At 71.9% G+C, this 20,026-nt stretch carries 20 protein-coding genes; 14 read left to right on the top strand and 6 right to left on the bottom strand.

Features of this window, described 5'->3' with window-relative positions; translation table 11 throughout:
• The first annotated feature begins 8 nt into the window (after window positions 1-8).
• Window positions 9-2,450, top strand: a complete 2,442-nt coding sequence (locus ACFC51_RS12235; protein ID WP_376374318.1) for a SpoIIE family protein phosphatase — start codon at window positions 9-11, stop codon at window positions 2,448-2,450.
• A 166-nt stretch (window positions 2,451-2,616) separates the two neighbouring features.
• On the top strand, window positions 2,617-3,039 hold the full coding sequence (locus tag ACFC51_RS12230; protein ID WP_376374316.1) for a DUF6221 family protein: 423 nt from the start codon (window positions 2,617-2,619) through the stop codon (window positions 3,037-3,039).
• Between the two features lie 43 nt (window positions 3,040-3,082).
• Here ACFC51_RS12230 and ACFC51_RS12225 read toward each other — a convergent pair whose 3' ends face one another.
• Entirely contained in the window at window positions 3,083-3,979 is an 897-nt protein-coding gene (locus ACFC51_RS12225) for an SDR family oxidoreductase (RefSeq protein ID WP_376374314.1), read from the bottom strand.
• A 211-nt stretch (window positions 3,980-4,190) separates the two neighbouring features.
• Between ACFC51_RS12225 and ACFC51_RS12220 the strand changes: the two genes are divergently transcribed.
• From ACFC51_RS12220 to ACFC51_RS12200, 5 genes are all read left to right on the top strand, one after another.
• Window positions 4,191-4,424 (top strand): hypothetical protein, encoded by a 234-nt coding sequence (locus ACFC51_RS12220; RefSeq protein ID WP_376374311.1) that lies wholly within the window; start codon window positions 4,191-4,193, stop codon window positions 4,422-4,424.
• Between the two features lie 341 nt (window positions 4,425-4,765).
• Window positions 4,766-5,278, top strand: a complete 513-nt coding sequence (locus ACFC51_RS12215) for a lamin tail domain-containing protein (protein ID WP_376528377.1) — start codon at window positions 4,766-4,768, stop codon at window positions 5,276-5,278.
• Between the two features lie 150 nt (window positions 5,279-5,428).
• Window positions 5,429-5,926 carry a peptidylprolyl isomerase gene (locus ACFC51_RS12210; RefSeq protein ID WP_376374306.1) on the top strand — a complete coding sequence of 166 codons (498 nt, stop codon included), beginning with the start codon at window positions 5,429-5,431 and terminating at the stop codon, window positions 5,924-5,926.
• A 140-nt stretch (window positions 5,927-6,066) separates the two neighbouring features.
• Complete coding sequence (locus tag ACFC51_RS12205) at window positions 6,067-6,861, top strand: SDR family NAD(P)-dependent oxidoreductase (protein ID WP_376374303.1); 795 nt, start codon at window positions 6,067-6,069, stop codon at window positions 6,859-6,861.
• A gap of 26 nt (window positions 6,862-6,887) precedes the next feature.
• A complete protein-coding gene (locus ACFC51_RS12200) occupies window positions 6,888-7,577 on the top strand; it encodes a ribonuclease H (RefSeq protein ID WP_376528375.1) in 690 nt (229 codons plus the stop codon).
• 58 nt (window positions 7,578-7,635) lie between these two features.
• Here the strand turns inward: ACFC51_RS12200 and ACFC51_RS12195 are convergent, their stop codons facing one another.
• Complete coding sequence (locus ACFC51_RS12195) at window positions 7,636-8,049, bottom strand: ATP-binding protein (protein WP_376374410.1); 414 nt, start codon at window positions 8,047-8,049, stop codon at window positions 7,636-7,638.
• Between the two features lie 251 nt (window positions 8,050-8,300).
• On the opposite strand from ACFC51_RS12195, the gene ACFC51_RS12190 reads away from it, so the two are divergent.
• The 5 genes from ACFC51_RS12190 (at window position 8,301) to ACFC51_RS12170 (ending at window position 13,425) form a co-directional block, all read left to right on the top strand.
• On the top strand, window positions 8,301-9,155 hold the full coding sequence (locus ACFC51_RS12190; RefSeq protein WP_376374297.1) for a helix-turn-helix domain-containing protein: 855 nt from the start codon (window positions 8,301-8,303) through the stop codon (window positions 9,153-9,155).
• Window positions 9,156-9,277: 122 nt separating this feature from the next.
• Window positions 9,278-9,535, top strand: coding sequence for a WhiB family transcriptional regulator (locus ACFC51_RS12185; protein WP_376374295.1), 258 nt, complete (start codon window positions 9,278-9,280; stop codon window positions 9,533-9,535).
• A 41-nt stretch (window positions 9,536-9,576) separates the two neighbouring features.
• Window positions 9,577-9,909, top strand: a complete 333-nt coding sequence (locus tag ACFC51_RS12180; protein ID WP_376374292.1) for a YkvA family protein — start codon at window positions 9,577-9,579, stop codon at window positions 9,907-9,909.
• Between the two features lie 37 nt (window positions 9,910-9,946).
• Window positions 9,947-11,848 carry a rhamnogalacturonan lyase gene (locus ACFC51_RS12175; protein ID WP_376528372.1) on the top strand — a complete coding sequence of 634 codons (1,902 nt, stop codon included), beginning with the start codon at window positions 9,947-9,949 and terminating at the stop codon, window positions 11,846-11,848.
• 281 nt (window positions 11,849-12,129) lie between these two features.
• On the top strand, window positions 12,130-13,425 hold the full coding sequence (locus ACFC51_RS12170; RefSeq protein WP_376374287.1) for an MFS transporter: 1,296 nt from the start codon (window positions 12,130-12,132) through the stop codon (window positions 13,423-13,425).
• Window positions 13,426-13,427: 2 nt separating this feature from the next.
• Here ACFC51_RS12170 and ACFC51_RS12165 read toward each other — a convergent pair whose 3' ends face one another.
• A complete protein-coding gene (locus ACFC51_RS12165; RefSeq protein ID WP_376528370.1) occupies window positions 13,428-14,084 on the bottom strand; it encodes a class I SAM-dependent methyltransferase in 657 nt (218 codons plus the stop codon).
• Between the two features lie 368 nt (window positions 14,085-14,452).
• On the opposite strand from ACFC51_RS12165, the gene ACFC51_RS12160 reads away from it, so the two are divergent.
• Complete coding sequence (locus ACFC51_RS12160; RefSeq protein ID WP_376528367.1) at window positions 14,453-14,596, top strand: hypothetical protein; 144 nt, start codon at window positions 14,453-14,455, stop codon at window positions 14,594-14,596.
• Window positions 14,597-14,631: 35 nt separating this feature from the next.
• On the opposite strand, the gene ACFC51_RS12155 is transcribed toward ACFC51_RS12160, so the two are convergent.
• From ACFC51_RS12155 to ACFC51_RS12145, 3 genes are all read right to left on the bottom strand, one after another.
• A complete protein-coding gene (locus ACFC51_RS12155) occupies window positions 14,632-15,159 on the bottom strand; it encodes a hypothetical protein (RefSeq protein ID WP_376528364.1) in 528 nt (175 codons plus the stop codon).
• A 160-nt stretch (window positions 15,160-15,319) separates the two neighbouring features.
• A complete protein-coding gene (locus ACFC51_RS12150; protein WP_376528362.1) occupies window positions 15,320-16,600 on the bottom strand; it encodes an MFS transporter in 1,281 nt (426 codons plus the stop codon).
• Entirely contained in the window at window positions 16,597-17,205 is a 609-nt protein-coding gene (locus ACFC51_RS12145; RefSeq protein WP_376374274.1) for an ArsR/SmtB family transcription factor, read from the bottom strand. The genes ACFC51_RS12150 and ACFC51_RS12145 overlap by 4 nt, the downstream gene beginning before the upstream one ends.
• Before the next feature lie 268 nt (window positions 17,206-17,473).
• Between ACFC51_RS12145 and ACFC51_RS12140 the strand changes: the two genes are divergently transcribed.
• Window positions 17,474-19,909: a GH92 family glycosyl hydrolase gene (locus ACFC51_RS12140; protein ID WP_376528360.1), complete on the top strand. Its 2,436-nt coding sequence runs from the start codon at window positions 17,474-17,476 to the stop codon at window positions 19,907-19,909.
• The last annotated feature ends 117 nt before the right edge of the window (window positions 19,910-20,026 follow it).

Raw genomic sequence — 20,026 nt, 5'->3', positions numbered from 1 at the left:
CTGGCTGTGTGACCTCGAGCCCCGATGGCAGCCGAACGCCCGACGGGCTGTCGCTGGTGCTCGCCCAGGCCGTGGTGAGTGCGGTGGACGCCGTCGGCGGATACGCCGGTGGCGTCTACATGCGCTCCCGGACCCCCGGCCTCCTCCGGATGGCGGTGCTGGCGGGGCTGCCGGGGCCGCTCCTGCGTCCCTGGTGGCGGATGCACGTGAACAGGCCGTTCCCGGTGGCCGAGGCCTATCGCGCGAACCAGCCGGTGTACCTGGGGGACGCGGAGGACGCCATGCGCCGCTTCCCGCAGCTGATGGCGGGCCTCCCGTTCCCCTTCGCGTCGCTCTACGCGCCCGTCCCCGGCGCGACCACACCCGTGGGCGTGCTCGTCGTGCTGCGCTACGCCACCCGCGGCGTGCAGGTCGGCGGAGCCGACCGGCGCCGGCTGGAGACCCTCGCCGCGCAGCTCGGCTCCGACATCGCCGCACAGGAGCTCCCGGCCCTCTGGGACTGCGACCCCGCCGTCGTACGGCTTCCCTCGCGCACCGCGCGACCGCTGCGCGTCGGACACTTCGTCTGGGACACGGCCGCCGGAACAGTGACGGCGGACGACGACGCGCACGAGATCCTGGGTCTCGGACCTGCGGACGCGCCGGTCCGGTCCATGGAGGCGCTGACGGCCGAGCTGCTCCCGGAGGACGTGTACGGGCTGTCGGCACTGGGAAGCAGTGCCGCGCGGTCCCCGGAGCCGCACGTGCGCCGGATGCGGATCTGGGGCCCCGGCGGCCGCCCGCTCCTCGTCGAGCTCGCCGGCCACGGGGAGCACGGCGGCCGTGCGGGCCGACTGACCGGTGTCGTCCTCGACCAGGGAGCGGGCCCGGTCGTCCCGGACGCCGCCGACCTGATCCCGCGCGGCCTGCTCTCCCAGGACCGTCTCGGAAGGATCACCTACGTCAACGGCCGGGCCGAGGAGATCCTCGGTCACAGCAGGGCGGAACTGACCGGACGCTCCCTCGTGGAGGCGCTGCCCTGGCTCGCGGACACCGCCTACGAGGACCACCACCGGGCGGCCCTGTTCTCCGAGGACCCCGTGTACTTCCTCGCCCGGCGCGCCCCCACGCAGTGGCTGTCCGTGGCGATGTTCCCCGGCCGCGACGGGGTCACGATCACCCTCAGCCCCTCGGGACGGCCCGGCCGCACCCCCGAATCCGTCGCGACCCCGGGCGGGGAGCTCGGCTCACCGGCCGACCGCTCCGCCGTCCTGTACCGGCCGGTCGCCCTCGCCATCGCGCTGACGGAGGCCGTCACGGCGCGCCAGGTCTCCGCCGTGGTCACGGAGGAACTGCTGCCCGCCTTCGGCGGCAGACAGCTGGCCATCTACCTCCAGAACGAGAGGCGTCTCTACCTTGCCTGGGAGACCGGCTTCCCCCGGGGCTTCCTGGACCGCTTCGACGGGGTCGGTCTCGACACCCACATCCCGGGCGTCGAGACGCTCACGACCGGGCGGCCCCTGTTCTTCGAATCCATGGAGCTGCTGGGCGAGGCATACCCCGGCATCCCCATGGACACCAGTGTCGGTGCCCGCGCCTTCCTGCCCCTGATCGCCTCGGGCCGCCCGGTCGGCTCGTGCATCCTCGGCTTCGACCAGCCCCGGGGATTCAGCCCGGAGGAGCGCACCGTGCTCACCGCGCTGGCAGGGCTCATCGCCCAGGCGCTCCAGCGCGCCCAGCGCTACGACACCGAGGCCGCGCTCGCACGGGGACTGCAGGACGTGCTGCTGCCCCACCGGCTTCCGGTCGTCGACCACGTCGACACCGTCGGGCGCTACCTCTCGGGTACCCAGGACATCGAGATCGGCGGCGACTGGTACGACGTCATCGAGACCGGCAGCCAACTGGCCCTCGTCATCGGTGACGTCCAGGGACACGGTGTCGCGGCGGCCGCCACCATGGGACAACTGCGCAGCGCGGTCAGAGCGTTCACGCTCATCGGGCAGGAACCGCAGGAGATCATGAGCGCGACCAACCGGCTGCTCATCGGGCTCGACCCCGGTCAGTTCGCGAGCTGCTGCTACGTGCTGCTCGACCCCGCCACCGGTGCCGGCCGGGCCGTACGCGCCGGACACCCCCCGCCGGTGGTCCGCCACGCCGACGGCCGCACCGTCGTCCTCGACCTACCCGGCGGGGTGGTGCTCGGCGTCGACCCCGACGCCTCGTACCCGGTCACCGAGCTGCGCCTCGGCCCGGGAGCCGTCCTGGCCCTCTTCACGGACGGGCTCGTGGAGAAGTCGAGCAGGGACATCGACGAGGGGATCGAGCGCCTGCGCAGCACCCTGGCCGAGGTCGGCCACCTGCCGCTCGCCGAGGCCGCGGACCGGATCATCGGACAGGCCCAGCAGGACGAGGACCGCCCCGACGACATCGCGCTGCTCATGGCCGCCCGCCGGGATCCGGCCTGCTGACCACCGCCGACGCGGCGGGCGGGGTGTCCGTCATGCGGAACGCCGACGGGCCGGACTGCGCCGACGGAGCGCCGGTGAGGCATCCTCTGCTGGTCGGGCAGAACCGGTCCGTGGCGGTGGGTCGACCTTCCGCCGCGTACCGTGACGGAGAAGGATTCGGAAGCAGATGGCAGACAACACGGACCTGTTGGCCTTCGTGCGGGCACGCCTCGCCGAGGAGGAGCAGATCGCGCGGGAAGCGGGCGGGGACGGCTGGCGGATGCCGGCCGAGGCCCCCGGTGAGGTGCACGACCGCACGAGCGGCATCGCGTTCGTCGTACGGTCGCGAGGCTACGACCGGCACATCGCCTACCAGGACCCGGCGCGCACCCTGCGCCGCATCGAGACGACCAGGGTCCTCCTGGACGAGTACGAGGAGATCGCGGCCCTGGACACCGACCGCCCGTCCCAGGACTTCGCCTCGGGCCGTGCCGTCGGGCTGGGGTTCGTCGTACGGCAGATGGCCGCCGAGCACGCCGGACACCCCGACTACCGGGTGAAGTGGCTGCCCCGCTTCTCCCACTGGGGCCCCTCGGAGGCCGCCGAGTAGGCCGCCCCGCCGCGCCTTCGCGCGTCCGCCGGGCCGGGGCTCCTCAGCCGTCCGCCAGGTGGCTGCCCGCGGCGTCGGAGTCGGCGCGCCCGCCCGCCCCCAGGAGCCCTGTCGCCTCGAACCGGGCCTTGCGCTCCAGCCGGGGCACCTCGCGCTTCGAGAGTGCGGTGACCACCGGGGGCATGGCCGCCCGGACCAGCTGCGTGGCGCGGAGCCACCCCGGGGCGTACACGGCGGCCCGGCGCAGCTCCGCCGCGCGCACCATGCGGCGCGCCACGGTGGGGGCCGGATAGACCTTGCGTGCGGGTCTCGGCATGTGGGCCCGCAGTTCCCGCAGCACGGGGTGCTGGTCCGCGTCACGGATCATGTCGGTGTCGGTCCAGTTCAGGTACCCGATGCCCACCCCGACGTGCTCGTGGGCGAGCTCGGCGCGCAGCGCGTGGGCGAACGACTCCACACCCGCCTTCGACGCACAGTAGGCGCTCATCATGGGCGCCGCGCCGATCGAGGCCAGCGACGCGATCTGGAGGAAGTACCCCCGCGTCGTGCGCAGCTGGGGCAGGAAGGCGCGTGCGGTGATCGCACTGCCGACCAGGTTCACCTCGATCACACGCCGCCAGGTCGCCGGGTCGGACTCCCCGAACGGTCCGCCCTCGGCCAGCCCTGCGTTGGCGATCACGACCGAGGCGGGCCCGAGGGTCCTCCGTACGTCCTCTGCCACCGCCGCCATCCCCACGTCGTCGGTGACGTCGACCTCCCAGCAACGGGCCCGGCCCGGGAGTGTGTCCCGCACCCTGGCCAGGGTTGCTTCCTCCCGGCCGATCAGGGCGACCGTGGCGCCGCGCCCCGCCAGTTCCCGTGCCATCGCCGCACCGAGGCCCCGCGCGGCTCCGGTCACCACCGCGACACGGCCCTCCAGAGGACCTGCTCCGCCCGCCATCCGCGTCTCCTCGAGGTCGACCGCGCGTGCTCCACCGCCTGCGAGCGGTCCTTCCACCTAAGCACCGGTGGCGTACGGCCGCTCCGTGGGAGAGCCGGGAGCGTTCGGCCGCCCCAGGGGGAGCCGGGGACCACCGGGCTGAGTACGCGGATCCTCGCGCCTGAGTACGTGACCCGATTTCTGCCGTGGCTCCCGCTGGTCGAATGAGGGCATGCCCACCGCAGCGCCGACGCGCCCCCGTATCCAGAACCTCGCCGGAGCCGGTACGGCGCTGGCCGTGACCCTGCTCCCGCTCGCCGTGGGCATCCTGCTGGCCAGGACCATGGCCCTGGATCCGATGGCGCCGGTGAACGCGCTGGTCACCAGTGGTGGTCAGCGTGCCCGTCTCGCCCCTTCCCGGTGGGCGCTGAAGGCTCGAACGCACGAACTCCTTTCCCGGCGGTAATGACATGTGTGTCCAGGAAAGCGCTGTCCGTTCTGTTACATGGATCCACGGGGTCCCGGCCGGGGCGCCCGGGGGAGTGGGGAGGAAGTGAACGGGGCGCCGTGACCAGGTGAACGGCTCCCCGAAAGGGTCGGTGCAACGATCAACGGTTGACAGGTCTACGACTGACGGAATCCATGTCGAATGCAGCCGTGTGTGACAGAAATGTCCGTACTTCGTCACACGAACCAGGGCGCCTTTCGGCCACCGCGAAAGCCGGACAAAGTTTGCGTTCCCGGCACGACGCCGGGGTCGGAAAACGCCCGGCGCTTCCATCCGGGCCTGCATGATGAGGGGTTTCCATGTCCCGTTCCGCACGACGGATCACCGCCACCGTTCTCGCCTCGGGTGCCCTGCTCGCCGCAGCGGCCCTGCCGGCCACGGCCGATGGCCGGGACCACGGCCACAACCGGCCGGCCCAGCGCTCGGCGGTCGTCCTGGGCGAGATCCAGTACGACAGCCCCGGCCGCGACAACGGCTCGAACCGCAGCCTGAACGCCGAGTGGGTGACCGTCACCAACACCAGCCGCCACTCCGTCAACCTCCGCGGCTGGACGCTCTCCGACGAGAGCCGGCGTACGTACCGGTTCGACCTGCGGCTGCCCGGCCGTTCCTCCGTCCGCGTCCACACCGGTGTCGGCCGCGACACCCGCCACGACGTGTACCAGGACCGCCGCAACTACGTCTGGGACAACAAGGACACGGCCACGCTCCGCGACAACCGCGGGAACAAGGTCGACTCCGAGTCCTGGGGCCGTCACCGTGACGGCGGCCACCGTGACGGCGGCCACCGCGGCCACCGCGGCAACCACTGAGCGGAACCGGTAGGGAGAAGCGGCGTTCTCCCTGACTGACGACGGCGTACCACGGCTCACCCCGTGGTACGCCGTATTCGTGCTGCTGGGGGCCGTCGGGGAGCGGGGGTCTGTGCATCGGGGCGTGGCGGATGATGTCAGGATGGGCTCATGACCATCAAGGCGTATTTCGACATCACCATCGACGACCAGCCCGCCGGGCGGATCGTGTTCAACCTCTTCGACGACGTGGCCCCCAAGACCGCGGAGAACTTCCGCGCGCTGGCCACCGGTGAGAAGGGCTTCGGCTACGCCGGCTCGCCCTTCCACCGGGTCATCCCGGACTTCATGCTCCAGGGCGGTGACTTCACCCGGGGTGACGGCACCGGCGGCAAGAGCATCTACGGCGAGAAGTTCGCCGACGAGAACTTCACGCTGAAGCACAACAAGCCGGGCCTGCTCTCCATGGCCAACGCGGGCCCGAACACCAACGGTTCGCAGTTCTTCATCACCACCGTCCTCACCCCGTGGCTCGACGGCAAGCACGTCGTGTTCGGTGAGGTCGCCGACGACGCCGGCATGGAGCTCGTCCGCAAGATCGAGTCGTACGGCACCTCGTCCGGCAGGACGAAGGCGAAGATCGCCGTTTCGGAGTCCGGCGTTCTCTGACGCACGTGACGGGGCTCCCGGCCGTTTCCACGGGCCGGGAGCCCCGTGCCGTGCCGGGTCGGGCGGCGTCCGGAAGGCGTCCCGGGCCGGAGGGTGCCAGGGTGGAGGGTGCGCCCGGACACCGACGAGAGGAGCGCCAGGTGCGTATCGATCTTGCCGGCAGGACCGCGGTCGTGACCGGATCCTCACAGGGCATCGGGCTCGCCGTCGCGACAGGTCTGGCGGGCGCCGGAGCGCGCGTCGTGCTCACCGGACGAGGCCGTGACCGGCTCGACGCCGCGGCGGAGACGCTGCGCGCGGCCGAGCCGGACGCCGACGTGACCACGGCCGCCTGCGACCTGGCCACGGAACAGGGCGCCGCCGAGCTGTACGCGGCCGTGCCCGCTGCGGACATCCTGGTCAACAACCTCGGCATCTTCGGCTCCCGGCCGGCCCTGGAGATCACCGACGAGGAGTGGCGGACCTACTTCGACACCAACGTCCTCAGCGCGGTACGCCTGATCCGCCTCTACCTGCCCGGCATGACGGGGCGAGGATGGGGCCGGGTGCAGAACATCGCGAGCGACTCCGCGATCGTCGTCCCGGCCGAGATGATCCACTACGGCATGTCGAAGACCGCGCTGCTCTCCGTCTCCCGCGGCTTCGCCAAGGAGGCTGCCGGGACGGGGGTGACCGTGAACTCGGTCATCGCGGGCCCCACCCACACCGGTGGTGTCGAGGACTTCGTCCACGAGCTCGTGGGCCCGGACCTGCCGTGGGACGAGGCCCAGCGCGAGTTCATGCGGCTCCACCGCCCGCAGTCTCTGCTCCAGCGCCTGATCGAGCCCGAGGAGATCGCCAACCTCGTCGTCTATCTCGCCTCCCCGCAGGCGTCGGCCACCACCGGCGCGGCCGTGCGGGTGGACGGCGGCTACATCGACTCGATCGTGCCCTGATCTTCCGGGCTGGCATGATTCGGGGCATGAACGAGCGCATCATCGCCGCGTGTGACGGGGCATCGAAGGGCAATCCGGGACCTGCCGCCTGGGCGTGGGTCGTGGCCGACGGCCAGGGGAGTCCCCAGCGGTGGGAAGCGGGCCCGCTGGGCACCGCCACCAACAACGTCGCCGAGCTCACCGCTCTGCTGGAACTGCTGAGGTCGACCGATCCGGCTGCTCCCGTCGAGGTGCGCATGGACTCGCAGTACGCGATGAACGCGGTGACCAAGTGGCTCCCGGGGTGGAAGCGCAACGGCTGGAAGACGTCGGCGGGCAAGCCGGTCGCCAACCGTGAGCTGGTCGTCGGCATCGACGAGCTGCTGAGCGCGCGCAGCGTCACCTTCCGCTACGTGCCGGCGCACCAGGTGGACGGCGACCCCCTCAACGCGCTGGCCGACCAGGCCGCGAGCGAGGTGGCGGTCTCGCAGCAGGCTGCGGGGACGGCGTACGGCACCGCCGACCTGCCCGTACCGGCCCCCGCGCGGTCGACGAAGGGCCGCGCCCCCGGTGCGGCGGTGAAGGGCACCTCTGCGGGCAAGCCTCGTACGAGCGGCACGATCCGGGCGAAATTCGCGGGCCGGTGCCACTGCGGCAAGCCCTACGCGGCCAAGGACATGATCGCGAAGAACCCCGACGGCTGGGGCCACCCGGAGTGCCGGGCCGCCCTCGCCTGAGCCGTCGTCCCCGGGGCGTCCTCGTCCGAGCCGTTCGCACGCAGGGGCGTCCGGTCGGTCAGACGTCGGCCCAGACGAGCCGGCCGGACACGCTGCTGCGGGTGCCCCAGCGGGTCGCCAGCGCGTCCACGAGCATCAGGCCTCGGCCGTCCTCGGCCACCGACGCCAGGCTGAAGCCCTCGTCCGTGCCGACGGGCCGGGTGAGGGCGACCGGGCCGGGGCCCTCGGTGCCGTCCGCGCCATGAGGCCCCTCACCCCGTACGGGGGAGGAGTCCGGATCCCGTGGACCCGGCAGCTCCGGGATGTGGCGCCGGCCGCGGTTCCACACACAGATGCGTACCCGGCCGGGCGTCCGCAGGAGGCGGCACCGGATCCGGCGCCCGGCGGTGTGCTCCACCGCGTTCGTGACCAGCTCGGTCACGACGAGGGCCGCGGTCTCGACACGCTCGTCCGGCTCTCCCCAGCTCCGCATGGCTTCCTGCACGCGGTGCCTGGCCACGGGGACGCCCCTGGGGAGGCGGGGAATCCACCAGCTCTGTGCGCTCCGTCCGCCCGAGCCCTCCGGGGCCTGACGTGCGCACGCGACTATTTCCGACATGTACGTACTCTCCGTGCAAAGGGCATACTTTGCAAGGGGCAGAATGCCCGGATGGTTCCGAATCAGCGCTGAGACCGCTCCGACAGCCACACAGCGTCGGGGCCCGTGCGCGGAAGGGTACGTGGATGAGGCCCCGGTCCGGCCCCACCGTCGAGCATCGTGTCCTGGCGGCACGCCTGCGGATGTTCCGGGAGCGTGCCGGCGTCAGTCTCCAGGCGGCGGCCGTGGCACTGGGTGCCCACCCCGCCACCGTACGCCGTATCGAGCGCGCCGAGACCGGGCTCGACGCCCATCAGGTCCGCGTCCTCCTGGAGCGCTACGCGGTACCGGCCGAGGAGGCCGAGCCGGTCATGACGGGCCTGACGGCGGCGAACCTGCCGGGCTGGTGGCACCGCTGGCGGGACGCGATGGAGCCGTGGCAACAGGAGGTCATCGGCATCGAGTCCTCCGCCACGCTCGTCCGGACCTGGCACCCCGCCCTCGTCCCCGAACTGCTGCGCACCCCGGCCTACGAGGCGGCCCTGTGCCGGGCTCTCACCGCCGACCCCCCGCCGAGACGCGACCGCCACCTCGAACTGCTGGCGGAGCGGCAGCGCCGCATCGAGGAGCGGGGAGCGGCCCTCTGGGCGCTGCTCCCCGAAGCCGCCCTCCGCACGACGGTCGGCGGCCCCGCGGTGATGGCAGGACAGCGGGCGGCCCTCGAGGAGGCCGCGCACCGGAAGCACCTCACCGTCCAGGTGATCCCCCTCGACTTCCCGCCGCACCCCATGACCGGTGTCCCGCCGCTGCACCTGCTGCGCGTCCCGGCCCCGGAGGTCGGAGACCGTGCAGTGGTGGAGACACCCGGCGCGCGGGCGGACATCATCGACGAGCCGGTCGTGGTCATGGACTACCGCATCCGCCTGGACAGCGCCTGCGCGGCCGCCCCGCACCCGGGTTCGCCGCTGCCGGACGGCGGGGCGCGTGCCGGAAACCCGTGAACGTCTTGCCTGTTGTGGTTTCGAACGCCCGATGACGGTCACGCGCACAGTACGGACGTCACAGCGACGAAGCGGAATCCAGCGGAGACCAACGCCGCTCCCTGCGAGAAGGAGTGAGAGTCATGGAGAACTGGCGCACGCAGGCGGCGTGCCGCGAGGAGGACCCCGACCTGTTCTTCCCCATCGGCAGCACCGGCCCCGCGCTCGTACAGGCCGAGGAGGCCAAGGCCGTCTGCGGGACCTGCCCCGTACGGGAACAGTGCCTGGAATGGGCGATGGAGAACGGACAGGACGCAGGTGTGTGGGGAGGCATGGACGAGAACGAACGCCGTGCCCTGAAGCGCCGCCGCGCCCGTCACCAGGCCAGGAGCCACGGGTGACGCCTCCTGGCTCCGGCCGCCCCCCGGGGAGATGATGAGCCATGGACATCTCGGTCTGGCTCGTCCTCGGCGCACTGGCGCTCCTGCTCATGGCGGGGGCCGCCGCAGTGCTCCTGGTCCGTGTGATCCGGGCCAGGAGACTGCTCGTCGACGCGGGGATCCCCCTGCGCGACAAGGCGCTCGTGTGGGCGTCGGTGATCTACACCGTGTCGCCCGTCGACCTCCTGCCGGACCCCGTCTATCTCGACGACATCGGCTTCCTGCTGCTCGCCCTGCGCTCGCTGCACTCGGCGGCGCGGGCGGCCGGCGCGGGGCGGCGGTCGGCGGCACACAAGGAACCGGGCGGCAACCTTTCGGCGTCGGGGAGCAACTGAGGGGGCGTAAGCCGTCCCCTGCCAGAAGGTGCCTCCCGTGGAGCCTCTGCTTCCCCCCTCCGGTCCCCGCCCCCGCCGCGGACGCCGTGTCACCCGCACCCGCGCACTGATCAGCGCTCTGGCGGCGGGGCTGCTCGCGGCCGGCGGGCTCGTCGCCCTGGGCCCGGCCTCGCATGCCGCCACCGCGCGGCAGGCCGAGGCGCTCGACCGCGGTGTGGTGAGTGTGCACACCGACAGCGGGAACCTCGTCAGCTGGCGCTGGCTGGGTACCGACCCCGACAACGTGTCGTTCAACGTCTACCGGGCGGGCACCAAGGTCAACGCCTCACCGGTCACCGCATCGACGAACTACTTCCATGCGGGTGCGCCCGCCATCGCCGACTACACGGTGCGCGCGGTCGTCGGGGGAGTGGAGCAGAGCGACTCCGTGCACGCGATCCAGTTCCGCGCGGGATACAAGGACGTACCCATCAGCCCGCCCGCCGGAGGGACGACACCCGACGGCGTCGCCTACACCTACGAGGCCAACGACGCCTCAGTCGGCGACCTGGACGGCGACGGTGCCCTCGACTTCGTACTGAAGTGGCAGCCCACCAACGCCAAGGACAACTCCCAGTCCGGCTACACGGGCAACACGATCATCGACGGGATCCGCCTCGACGGCACCCGGCTCTGGCGGATCGACCTCGGGCGGAACATCCGCTCGGGCGCGCACTACACCCAGTTCCAGGTGTACGACTACGACGGCGACGGCCAGGCAGAGGTGGCGACGAAGACCGCCGACGGCAGCGTCGACGGAACCGGCAAGGTCATCGGCAGCTCCTCCGCCGACTACCGCAACTCCTCCGGCTACGTCCTGTCCGGGCCCGAGTTCCTGACGATGTTCAACGGCAGGACGGGCGCCGCGATGGGCACCGTGGACTACGTGCCCGCACGCGGCACCGTCTCCTCGTGGGGCGACTCCTACGGCAACCGGGTGGACCGCTTCCTCGCGGGCACGGCCTATCTGGACGGCGCCCGGCCGTCGCTGATCATGGCGCGCGGCTACTACACGCGCAGTGTCATCGCCGCCTGGGACTGGCGCAACGGCGCCTTCACCCGGCGCTGGACCTTCGACACGAACAGCTCGACCAACTCCGGCAAGGGGTACGACGGCCAGGGCAACCACCAGTTGTCCGTCGCCGACGCCGACGGGGACGGCAAGGACGAGATCATGTACGGCTCGATGGCCGTCGACGACAACGGCAGCGGGCTCTGGACGACGAAGAACGGCCATGGAGACGCCATGCACGTGGGCGACCTCGATCCCTCCCGGGCCGGCCTGGAGGAGTTCAAGGTCGACGAGGACAGCTCGAAGCCGTCCTCCTGGATGGCGGACGCGAAGACCGGCCAGATCCTGTGGTCGACCCCGGCGAGCGGCGACAACGGCCGCGGGGTCTCCGGCGACATCTGGTCCGGCAGCGCCGGCGCCGAGTCCTGGTCCTCGGCCGTCTCCGGCGTCCGCGGGCCGAAGGGCGACGTCGTCACCAGCCGCAAGCCGTCCAGCTCGAACTTCCTGTCCTGGTGGGACGGCGACACGACCCGTGAACTCCTCGACGGCACCCACATCGACAAGTACGGCACCTCGGCGGACACCCGCCTGCTGACCGGGGACTCGGTCCACTCCGACAACGGCACCAAGGCCACCCCCGCGCTGTCCGGCGACCTCTTCGGCGACTGGCGCGAGGAGGTCGTCTGGCCGACCACCAACAACACGGCGCTGCGGATCTACTCCACGCCGTTCGAGACCGGCACGAGGATCACCACACTGCTCCACGACACGATGTACCGCACCGCGCTCGCCTGGCAGAACACTGCCTACAACCAGCCGCCTCACCCCAGCTTCGCCATCGGCAACGGGATGGCGACCGCGCCCCGGCCGACGATCACGACGCCGTAGCCGCGGAAGGCCCCGTTCCCTGCGTGTCGAGTGAAACCCGAAGCCGCCGGCTCCGTGGTACGGCTCCTGAAGGACCGGGTCCCGCACAGGAACAGTGCGGGACCCGGTCGTCCGCCCTGCTCACGGAGACCGTTCCTCGCGGTGGTCCAGGTGCCCGCCGACCGCGCGGCCCGCGACGACAGCGGCTGACGACAGCGGCCCGGGCGGCCGCCGTAGGGGCGTGAGATCCGGCAGGTAATTCCGTTGTACGAGGACGACGTTGTGGGAGACGATGCGCGCTTGTGACCTCGCGCGCAGATGAACCGATCCACAAGGCAGCCCCGCCCGCCCCCGTAGTGGCCATCACCCCCTCCACCCCGGCGCACCGGGACGGCAACGTCCTGCGCTGGCTGATCGCCTACACCTTCTCCGTGGTCGGCGACGCCGCCTACTTCGTGGCACTCGGCTGGGCCGCGCAGAAGGTGGCCGGGCCGGCCCAGGTCGGTCTGGTCATGGCGGTCGGCGCGGTACCACGGGCCATTCTCATGCTCGGCGGCGGTGTGATCGCCGACCGGTTCGGCCCGCGCAGGGTGGTCATCTCCTCCGACGCGGTCCGCGCCGTGGTGATCCTCGCGGCCGCCGCAGCGCTCGCGTTCAGTACTCCCGGCCTCTGGCTGCTCGTCGCGCTCGCCCTCGTCTTCGGCGTCGTGGACGCCCTGTTCATGCCGGCGGTCGGAGCCTTGCCGCCCCGGCTCACCGGACGCGACCAGCTGATGCGGGTGCAGAGCCTGCGCAATCTGGTGCAACGGTCCGGCCACATCGCCGGTCCGCCGCTCGCCGGGTTCTCGATCGGGCTGGGCGGCTCCGCCGCCGCGTTCGCCGTGACCGGGATCCTCTTCACCCTCTCCCTGTTCCTCCTGGTCGCGGTCCGGCTCGCCCCGCTGCCGCCCGGGGAGGGGCCCACCGTGGACTCCACCGCCCGTCGTGACCTGGTCGACGGCATCGTCTACCTGCGCCACGAGCCCGTCGTCGGCCCGCTCGTCCTCTCCGGACTGCTCTCCATGATCGGCTGCATCCCGCCGATGGCGATCGGCGTCATCATGCTCGCCGAGGAACGCGGCTGGGGCCCCTCCGGCGGTGCCTGGGTGAACGCCGCCCTCAGCACCGGCGTCTGCACGACCTCGCTCCTCCTCGTCGTGCGCGGACGCTTCGCCCGGGCCGGCCACTGGCACAACATCGCCCTGCTCGTCGCCTCCGCGGGCATCGGCCTCATCGGTGTCATGCCGAACCTGGCCCTCGCGGTCGCCGTGGCGTTCGTCTCCGGTCTGGTCTCCGGCCTCTGCGGCGGTCTGTCCATGGCCCTGATGCAGGCCAACACCGCTCTCGCCTTCCAGGGCCGGGTCGCCTCGGTCCAGGCGCTCAGCGCGGTCGGCATCACCCCGGTGATGTTCCCGCTCTTCGGCCTCCTGGTGGAAGGGTGGGGCGCCGGCCCCACCTTCCTCCTCTTCGGTTGCATCAGCATGCTCGGCGCCACGGTCTCCACCGCCTCCCACGCCGTCCGCCATGCCGACCTGGACTTCACGAAGACCGCGGACTGACGTCAGGCCTGGCGCCGGAGAAGCGTGTAGCGCCAGAACAGACGCCGGCGCAAGCGGGCGCCCGGCAGCCCCTCTTGGGCCCGTCGCACGATCTCGGCGAAGCTCATGGCGGGCGGAAGCGTCGGAGCGGTCATCGACGCGGGGCGAGTCGCCCCGCGTCCTCCGTTCCTGAGCAGCGCCATCACCACGTCCATCGGGATCGCCGCAGCCCCGAGAGCATGGTCGCCGAGCGTCCGCGCACGGGCGACTCCCACGACGACCAGCGTCCCGCCCGGGGTGAGGCGGTCGCGGAAGCGGGTGAGCGTCTCGGAGAACGGCAGGTGGTGGAGGGCCGCCACGCACGTGATGACGTCGAACGGGCCCTGCGGCAGCCCGGCCGCCGCGTCCCGGACGGTGAACTCGACGGGGAGGGCGGGCGCCGTGAGACTCCGCGTGCAGGCGACCATGGCCGGGTCGGCGTCGATGCCCTCGACCGACGTGGCCCGCGCGGCCAGGCACCGGGCCGGATCACCGCTGCCGGAGCCCACGTCCAACGCCCTGCCGAAGTGCTCGGGCAGGCGGCGCAGAAGCCAGCGGTGGTAGTGCGCGTTGTGGTCCCAGGGGTGAGCTGCATGGAAACGGTCGAGTGCCGGGAGCACACGGGACATCGGTGTCGGCATGGCGGGATTCCATCACCCCGCGGCGTCGGCGTCAGGCGGTCCGGGCGCCTGCTGCCGTTCTGCCGTCTGCTGCTTCGGCCGTCGACAGCGCCCCGGGTCGAGCGCAGTCCGGCAGCAACGGCCCCGTGCCCGGCTGTCCCGCCCACCGCACGGAGCGGTGGTCAGCGGGTGAGCGCCCGGGCGAACTCGACCGAGCGGTCGAAGCACCCGGTCACGTCCTCGTCAGGGATCCCACCCCACGATGCTGGGCCCTCTCGATGAGGCACAGCTCCACCGGTGCCCCCGCTTCGCGCAGCGCCTCGGCCAGGCGCACACGTCGCCTGCTGGACACCAGGGCGTCGCCGGTTCCGTGCAGCAGGAGGAGGGCGGTGGCGGTCGATCCGGCGGGTGTGCGGGCAGTTCCTCGGTGCGAACCCGACGTCGCCGGTGGTGAGCAGCTTCTCGTCCTGCTCGCCCTCCTGGCCCTCGACGAAGAGCCGTGGCGCCCCCTGCCGACGTGGATGCCCTCGTAGGTGTCGGCGTGCATAAGGGCCGGGATGCGAAGGCGTCAGCTCGGGTCCTCCAGGGCTGAGCGCATGTGGCGGTACAGGGCGAGCGTGTACCGGCGCATGCGGAAGACGCCGTAGCAGAATGCCGCCATGGCGACGGTGAACACCAGCGGGAACACCAGCGATCCGCTGACCGCGCCGAGGACGAGCATGCCGACCACGACCAGGCCCATGAAGCCGAGCCAGTACGGCAGCCACCGGCCCGCACGCTCCAGCCTCCCCAGCTGGTCGGCGACGAGCCGTCGCATGGCCTCGCGCTCCTCCGGGTCGCTCGGCACGTCGCGACGGCGTATCCGACGGGTGAGCTCGGCGACCCCGCGCGGATCCTTCCCGGTCACCCGCCCGGCTCTGCGGCGCTGAACGGCCAGGATTCCGACGCTGATGGCGGTGTAGAACGCGCCTTGGACCACCCAGACCAGCGGGTGCGACCCCTGGCGGAACAGTGCGGTGAGTCCCGTGCCGAGGGCGAAGATCAGCACTGCCTGGGCGGTCAGACTGCGGTCGAGCCAGAGCTTCCAGCTGTGCACGGCGTGTGCCTCCTGGGAACCGACGGTGACGCTGACGTCCTTCGGGTACCCCGCCGGGTCCGCGTCACCGCAGGGTCTCCAGGGCCCGTTCGGCTCGGACTCGGCAGGAGGTGACGGGCGCCGTCCCGCGGCGCCGTGCGGAGGCCGGGTGGACGCCGGCTCAGGCGGCCGTGTCCACGCGGGTGTCCGGTGCCAGGGAGCGGATGCCGGGTATCGGCGAGGGCAGCAGCCACAGCAGCGAGACGACCCCGCCGACGGCGGCGACGAGGAGTGTGGCCCGCAAGCCGACCGTGGTCGCCAGGAGGCCGCCGGTGAGCGCGCCGACCGGCCGTATTCCGTAGTTGATCGTGCTGAACGCCCCTGCCACGCGACTGCGCACACCGTCCGGGGTCACGGCCGTCTGAAGGGCGTTGAGGTTGACATCGAACAGCATGACGCCGAATCCGGACAGGAAGACGGACGCCGCCAAGGCTCCGGCCCGGAGCCCGGGCGCACCGTCCGCTGCGGCGGTGACCGCGATCGCGGCAGGGAACAGCACCGCACCCACGACGACGCTGCGCCCCACGCCGAACCGGCGTGAGACCGCCGGAGCGGCCACGGCGCCGAGGAGGGACCCCGTCGCGCCGACGCCGAACGCCGTCCCGATGAGCCCCGCGGACAGCCCGAGGTCCCGGTCGGCGAACAGCACGATCAGCCCGCTGCCCCCGATGAAGGTGAAGAAGTTGACGGTCGCACAGCACCCGAGGCTGCCCCGCAGCACGGGGTGACGGATGACGAACGCCAGTCCCTCCTTGGCACGCCGAGCGAGTGGAGGGGTCGCAGTGCCGACCTCGACGGGGTGTTCGTCGACCTGGACGCGGCCGAGCACGACCGCCGATACGAGAAACGTCAGGGCGTCGACGGCGAGGGTGAGGGGAGCGGCGAGGAGCTGGATCAGAGCACCGCCGACGGCCGGGCCGGCGACGTGCGACGCCGATCGTGCGGCGCTGAGCCTGCTGTTCGCGTCCACGTAGGAGGCGCGTGGTACGAGACCGGCGAAGAACGGCGGATAGGCGGTGTTGAACAGCACACCGGCAGTCCCCATGAGCACCGCCACGACGTACAGCTGATGGAGTGTCACTGCGTCCAGCAGATACGCCGCCGGGACGCTGAGCAGGACGGCGGCGCGCACCAGGTCGGCGAGGATCATCAGGCGGCGCTTGCGGACCTGGTGGTCGACCCACGCCCCCAGCAGGACGGCCAGCAGATTCGGGGTCCAGACGAGCGCGGTCAGCAGGGCGACCTGGCCGGCCGACGCGTTGAGAACACCGGCCGCGAGCAGGGGCAGGGCCAGCTCGGTGATCCGGTCGCCGAACTGTGAGATCGCGTGGCCCGCCCAGAAGCGGCGGAACCGCCGGTCCCGCCACGGCGGAGGCCCGGCGGTCCGCTTCGAGCCCCTCACTGTGATTCCCCGGGCCGCTCCTCGGGCCCCTCCGGCAGGACGTAGCGCAGCAGTTGGACGCCGCGGCCGTCGGCCGGCCGCTCGGCGGCGTCACGGGTGACGTAGGGCGCGAGCACCCGCTCGATCTCGTCCTCGATGGCGGCGAGTTCGTCGGCGGACACGACGAGGCGGGTGCTGGCCAGTCCCGCCCGTCTCGTCCACTCGGGTTCGAGCCCGGGCTCCACCTCGGCCGCCCATCTGCCCGGCAGGTCCGCGTGGCGGAGGAACAGCTGCCGCGACAGCAGCCGTGCGGCCGACCGCCCCTCCTCGTCGGCTCCGTCCAGCGGCGTCCCGAACCGGAAGCCGCGTGCCGCCGCCTCCCACCTCCGCCGGCGGCGGTCCGGTCCGGGCTCGCTGTCACGCACCAGCCCGAAACCGGCCAGGTGGCGCAGATGCCAGCTGGTCACCGACGGCGTCGCACCGACGTCGGGGGCGAGCTCCGTCGCGGTGGCGGGCCCGTGCCGCTGAAGACGGTCGAGGATCGCCAGACGCACAGGATGCGCCAACGCCCTCATCGCTTGAGGGTCCTTGATCTCGACATCGCCCAGGCGATTACTGGATTCCATGACGTGAGAGTCTTCTCTCATATTATCTGGGAGTCAACTCTCACGAATCCCTGGGGCGGGGAGGAGCGGCGATGCCCATCGGTTGACCTGGCGTCATGTGCCGCTGTCCACGGCCGCGTTCACCATTCGTTCACGGCCCGGATCCGTCCGCGGCATTCCCTCGCACGCCCAGGAGACCTACGCTCGGCCGCGAATCGACCCACGCCGTCACGTCGCCGTACGAGCGGCTCTGACAACGTTGTCCAACCTGCCGGAGGTATCCGAGAACATGCCCTCCAGACCGTCCGCGGCCCGGCGTATCGCCGCACGGACCGCCGCGATCCTCCTCACCGGCGCGCTCGCCGGTGCCGTCACTCCGCCCGCGGCCCAGGCCGGCGCGCTCGTCACGCGTCCCACCGCCTGGGTCGACCCGATGATCGGCACCTGGAACGGGGGCAACACGTACCCCGGCGCGGTCCGCCCGTACGGCATGATCGCCTGGTCGCCGACCAGCACCACGGGCGACCAGACGAGCACCGGGGCGGCCAACGGATACGAGTACGGGGTGACCCGGATGCGTGGACTGAGCCTCACCCATGTCAACGGCGCCGGGTGCAACCCCGGCGCCGCGGGGGACGTGCCGATCATGCCGTTCGTCGGCGACGTCAGCTCCTCGCCGTCCGCGGACACGAAGGACGCCGTCTACGCCTCCGGCTTCTCGCACGACGACGAGCGTGCCGTGCCCGGCCGCTACACGGTGGGGCTGGACTCGGGCGCCACCGCCGACCTCGCCGTGAGTGAGCGCGCGGGTGTGGCCGACTTCGGTTTCCCGGCCGGCAAGTCCGCCAACCTGCTCTTCCGGGTCTCCAACTCCCTCAACGGCAGCGAGGACGCCCGGGTCGAGATCGACACCGCCCACCGGAAGGTGACCGGTTCGGTGCTCACGGGGGCGTTCTGCGGCCGGCGTGCCAACGGCGGGACCAACAACCGAAAGAGCTACTACCGGCTGTACTTCAGTGCCTCGTTCGACCGCGACTTCGCGACCACCGGCACCTGGCACGACGGCACGCTCTCGCCGGGCGCCACCACCGCGAGCGGCGGCGAGGGGTATGCCACGGGGGCGGACCGCGCCGGGCGGGGGTCCGGCGGCTGGGTCGGCTTCGACACGTCCGGGGACGACGACGTCCGGATGCGGATCGGTATCTCCTACGTCAGCCAGGCAGGCGCCGAGGCCAACCTGCAGGAGGAGATCCCGCCGAGGGCGGGCGTCGACGACGTGGCCCGCGCCGGCTCCGCCGCCTGGGACCGTGAGCTCGCCTCCGTGCGGACCGGTGGCGGCAGCGACGCGCAGCGCACCGCGTTCTACACCGCCCTGTACCACTCCCTGATGCAGCCGAACCTGATCAGCGACACCGACGGCCGCTACCCCGGCATGGACGGGAAGCCGCACCGCGTGACACACGGTCAGAAGGCGCAGTACAGCAACTTCTCGGGCTGGGACCAGTACCGCGCACAGATCCAGCTGCTGGCGCTCCTCAAGCCCCGGATCGCGGGAGACTTCGCCCAGTCGCTGTACAACTTCGCCGGGCAGAACGACGGGGTGTGGGACCGCTGGGTGCACGTCAACGGGGCGACGCACGTCATGACGGGTGACCCCACGGCCGCCACCCTGGCGACCTTCTACGCCATGGGCGTGCGCAACTTCGACTACGAGGGTGCCTTCGAGTCCCTGGCCCGCCAGGCCACGGTCCCCCGGCCGGACGGCCTCTCCGACGCGGGCTGCCCCGGTCAGTGCACCGGCCAGCGGCCCAACCTGGCCCAGTACCTGGAGTCCCACTACGCGGCCCAGGACGTCTGCCACTGCTGGGGCGGTGCGGCGGAGACACTGGAGGACGCGGTCGCCGACGACGCGCTCGGCCGCTGGGCCCGCCTGCTCGGGCGTGACGAGGAGGCCGCAGCCTTCGAGGAGCGCGGCGGATGGTGGCGCAACGTGTTCAACCCCGATGCCGGTGACGGCGCCGGGACCACCGGCTACATCCAGGCGCGCAACCTCGACGGCTCCTGGGTGACCCCCTTCGCCCCGGGCAGCGACCGGGGCTTCGCGCAGGGCACCAGCGCCACCTACACCTGGATGGTCCCCCAGGACGTCCAAGGCCTCGCCGCCGCGATGGGCGGCCGGGAGGCGGCGGCGACGCGGCTGGACGGCTTCTTCCACAAGGCGGACGGTTCCTGGTCGGTCAAGGGCGGCGACGCGCTGCGCTACGACCCGACCAACGAGCCCGGTATCCACGCCCCTTGGCTCTACAACGCCATGGGGCAGCCGTGGAAGACCCAGGAGACCGTACGCGAGATCGTGAACACGGTGTACGGCACCGGCCCGCGCGGCCTGCCCGGCAACGACGACCTCGGCACCATGTCGGCCTGGTACGTCTTCTCGGCCCTGGGGCTCTACCCGCAGACTCCGGGCAGCGCGACCCTGCTGATCGGTGCGCCGCTCTTCCCGTCCGCGGTGCTGCGGCGGGCACAGGGCGGCGACATCACCCTCACTGCTCCCGAGGCGGATGCGACACATCCGTACATCGACGCGGTGAAGGTCGACGGACGGACGGCCGACAGGTCCTGGACGGACGCCCGGCTGGTGACCCGAGGAGGGGTGCTGGCCTTCCGGCTCGCGGACCGGCCGAACACCTCCTGGGCCACCGGACCTGCGGGTCTTCCGCAGTAATGCACCAACGGGGCCTGCCCCGCGGTCCGGTGGGCGGCTCGGCGCCGCTCACCGGGCCGGAGCCGCCCTGCGGGTGGGGCGGGACGGCCGTTAATTTTCTATCGTTGAAAATTCTCC

The organism is Streptomyces sp. NPDC055962 (genome assembly GCF_042270185.1).
GTDB lineage: Bacteria > Actinomycetota > Actinomycetes > Streptomycetales > Streptomycetaceae > Streptomyces.
This window is presented reverse-complemented; position numbering and strand designations above follow the sequence as displayed.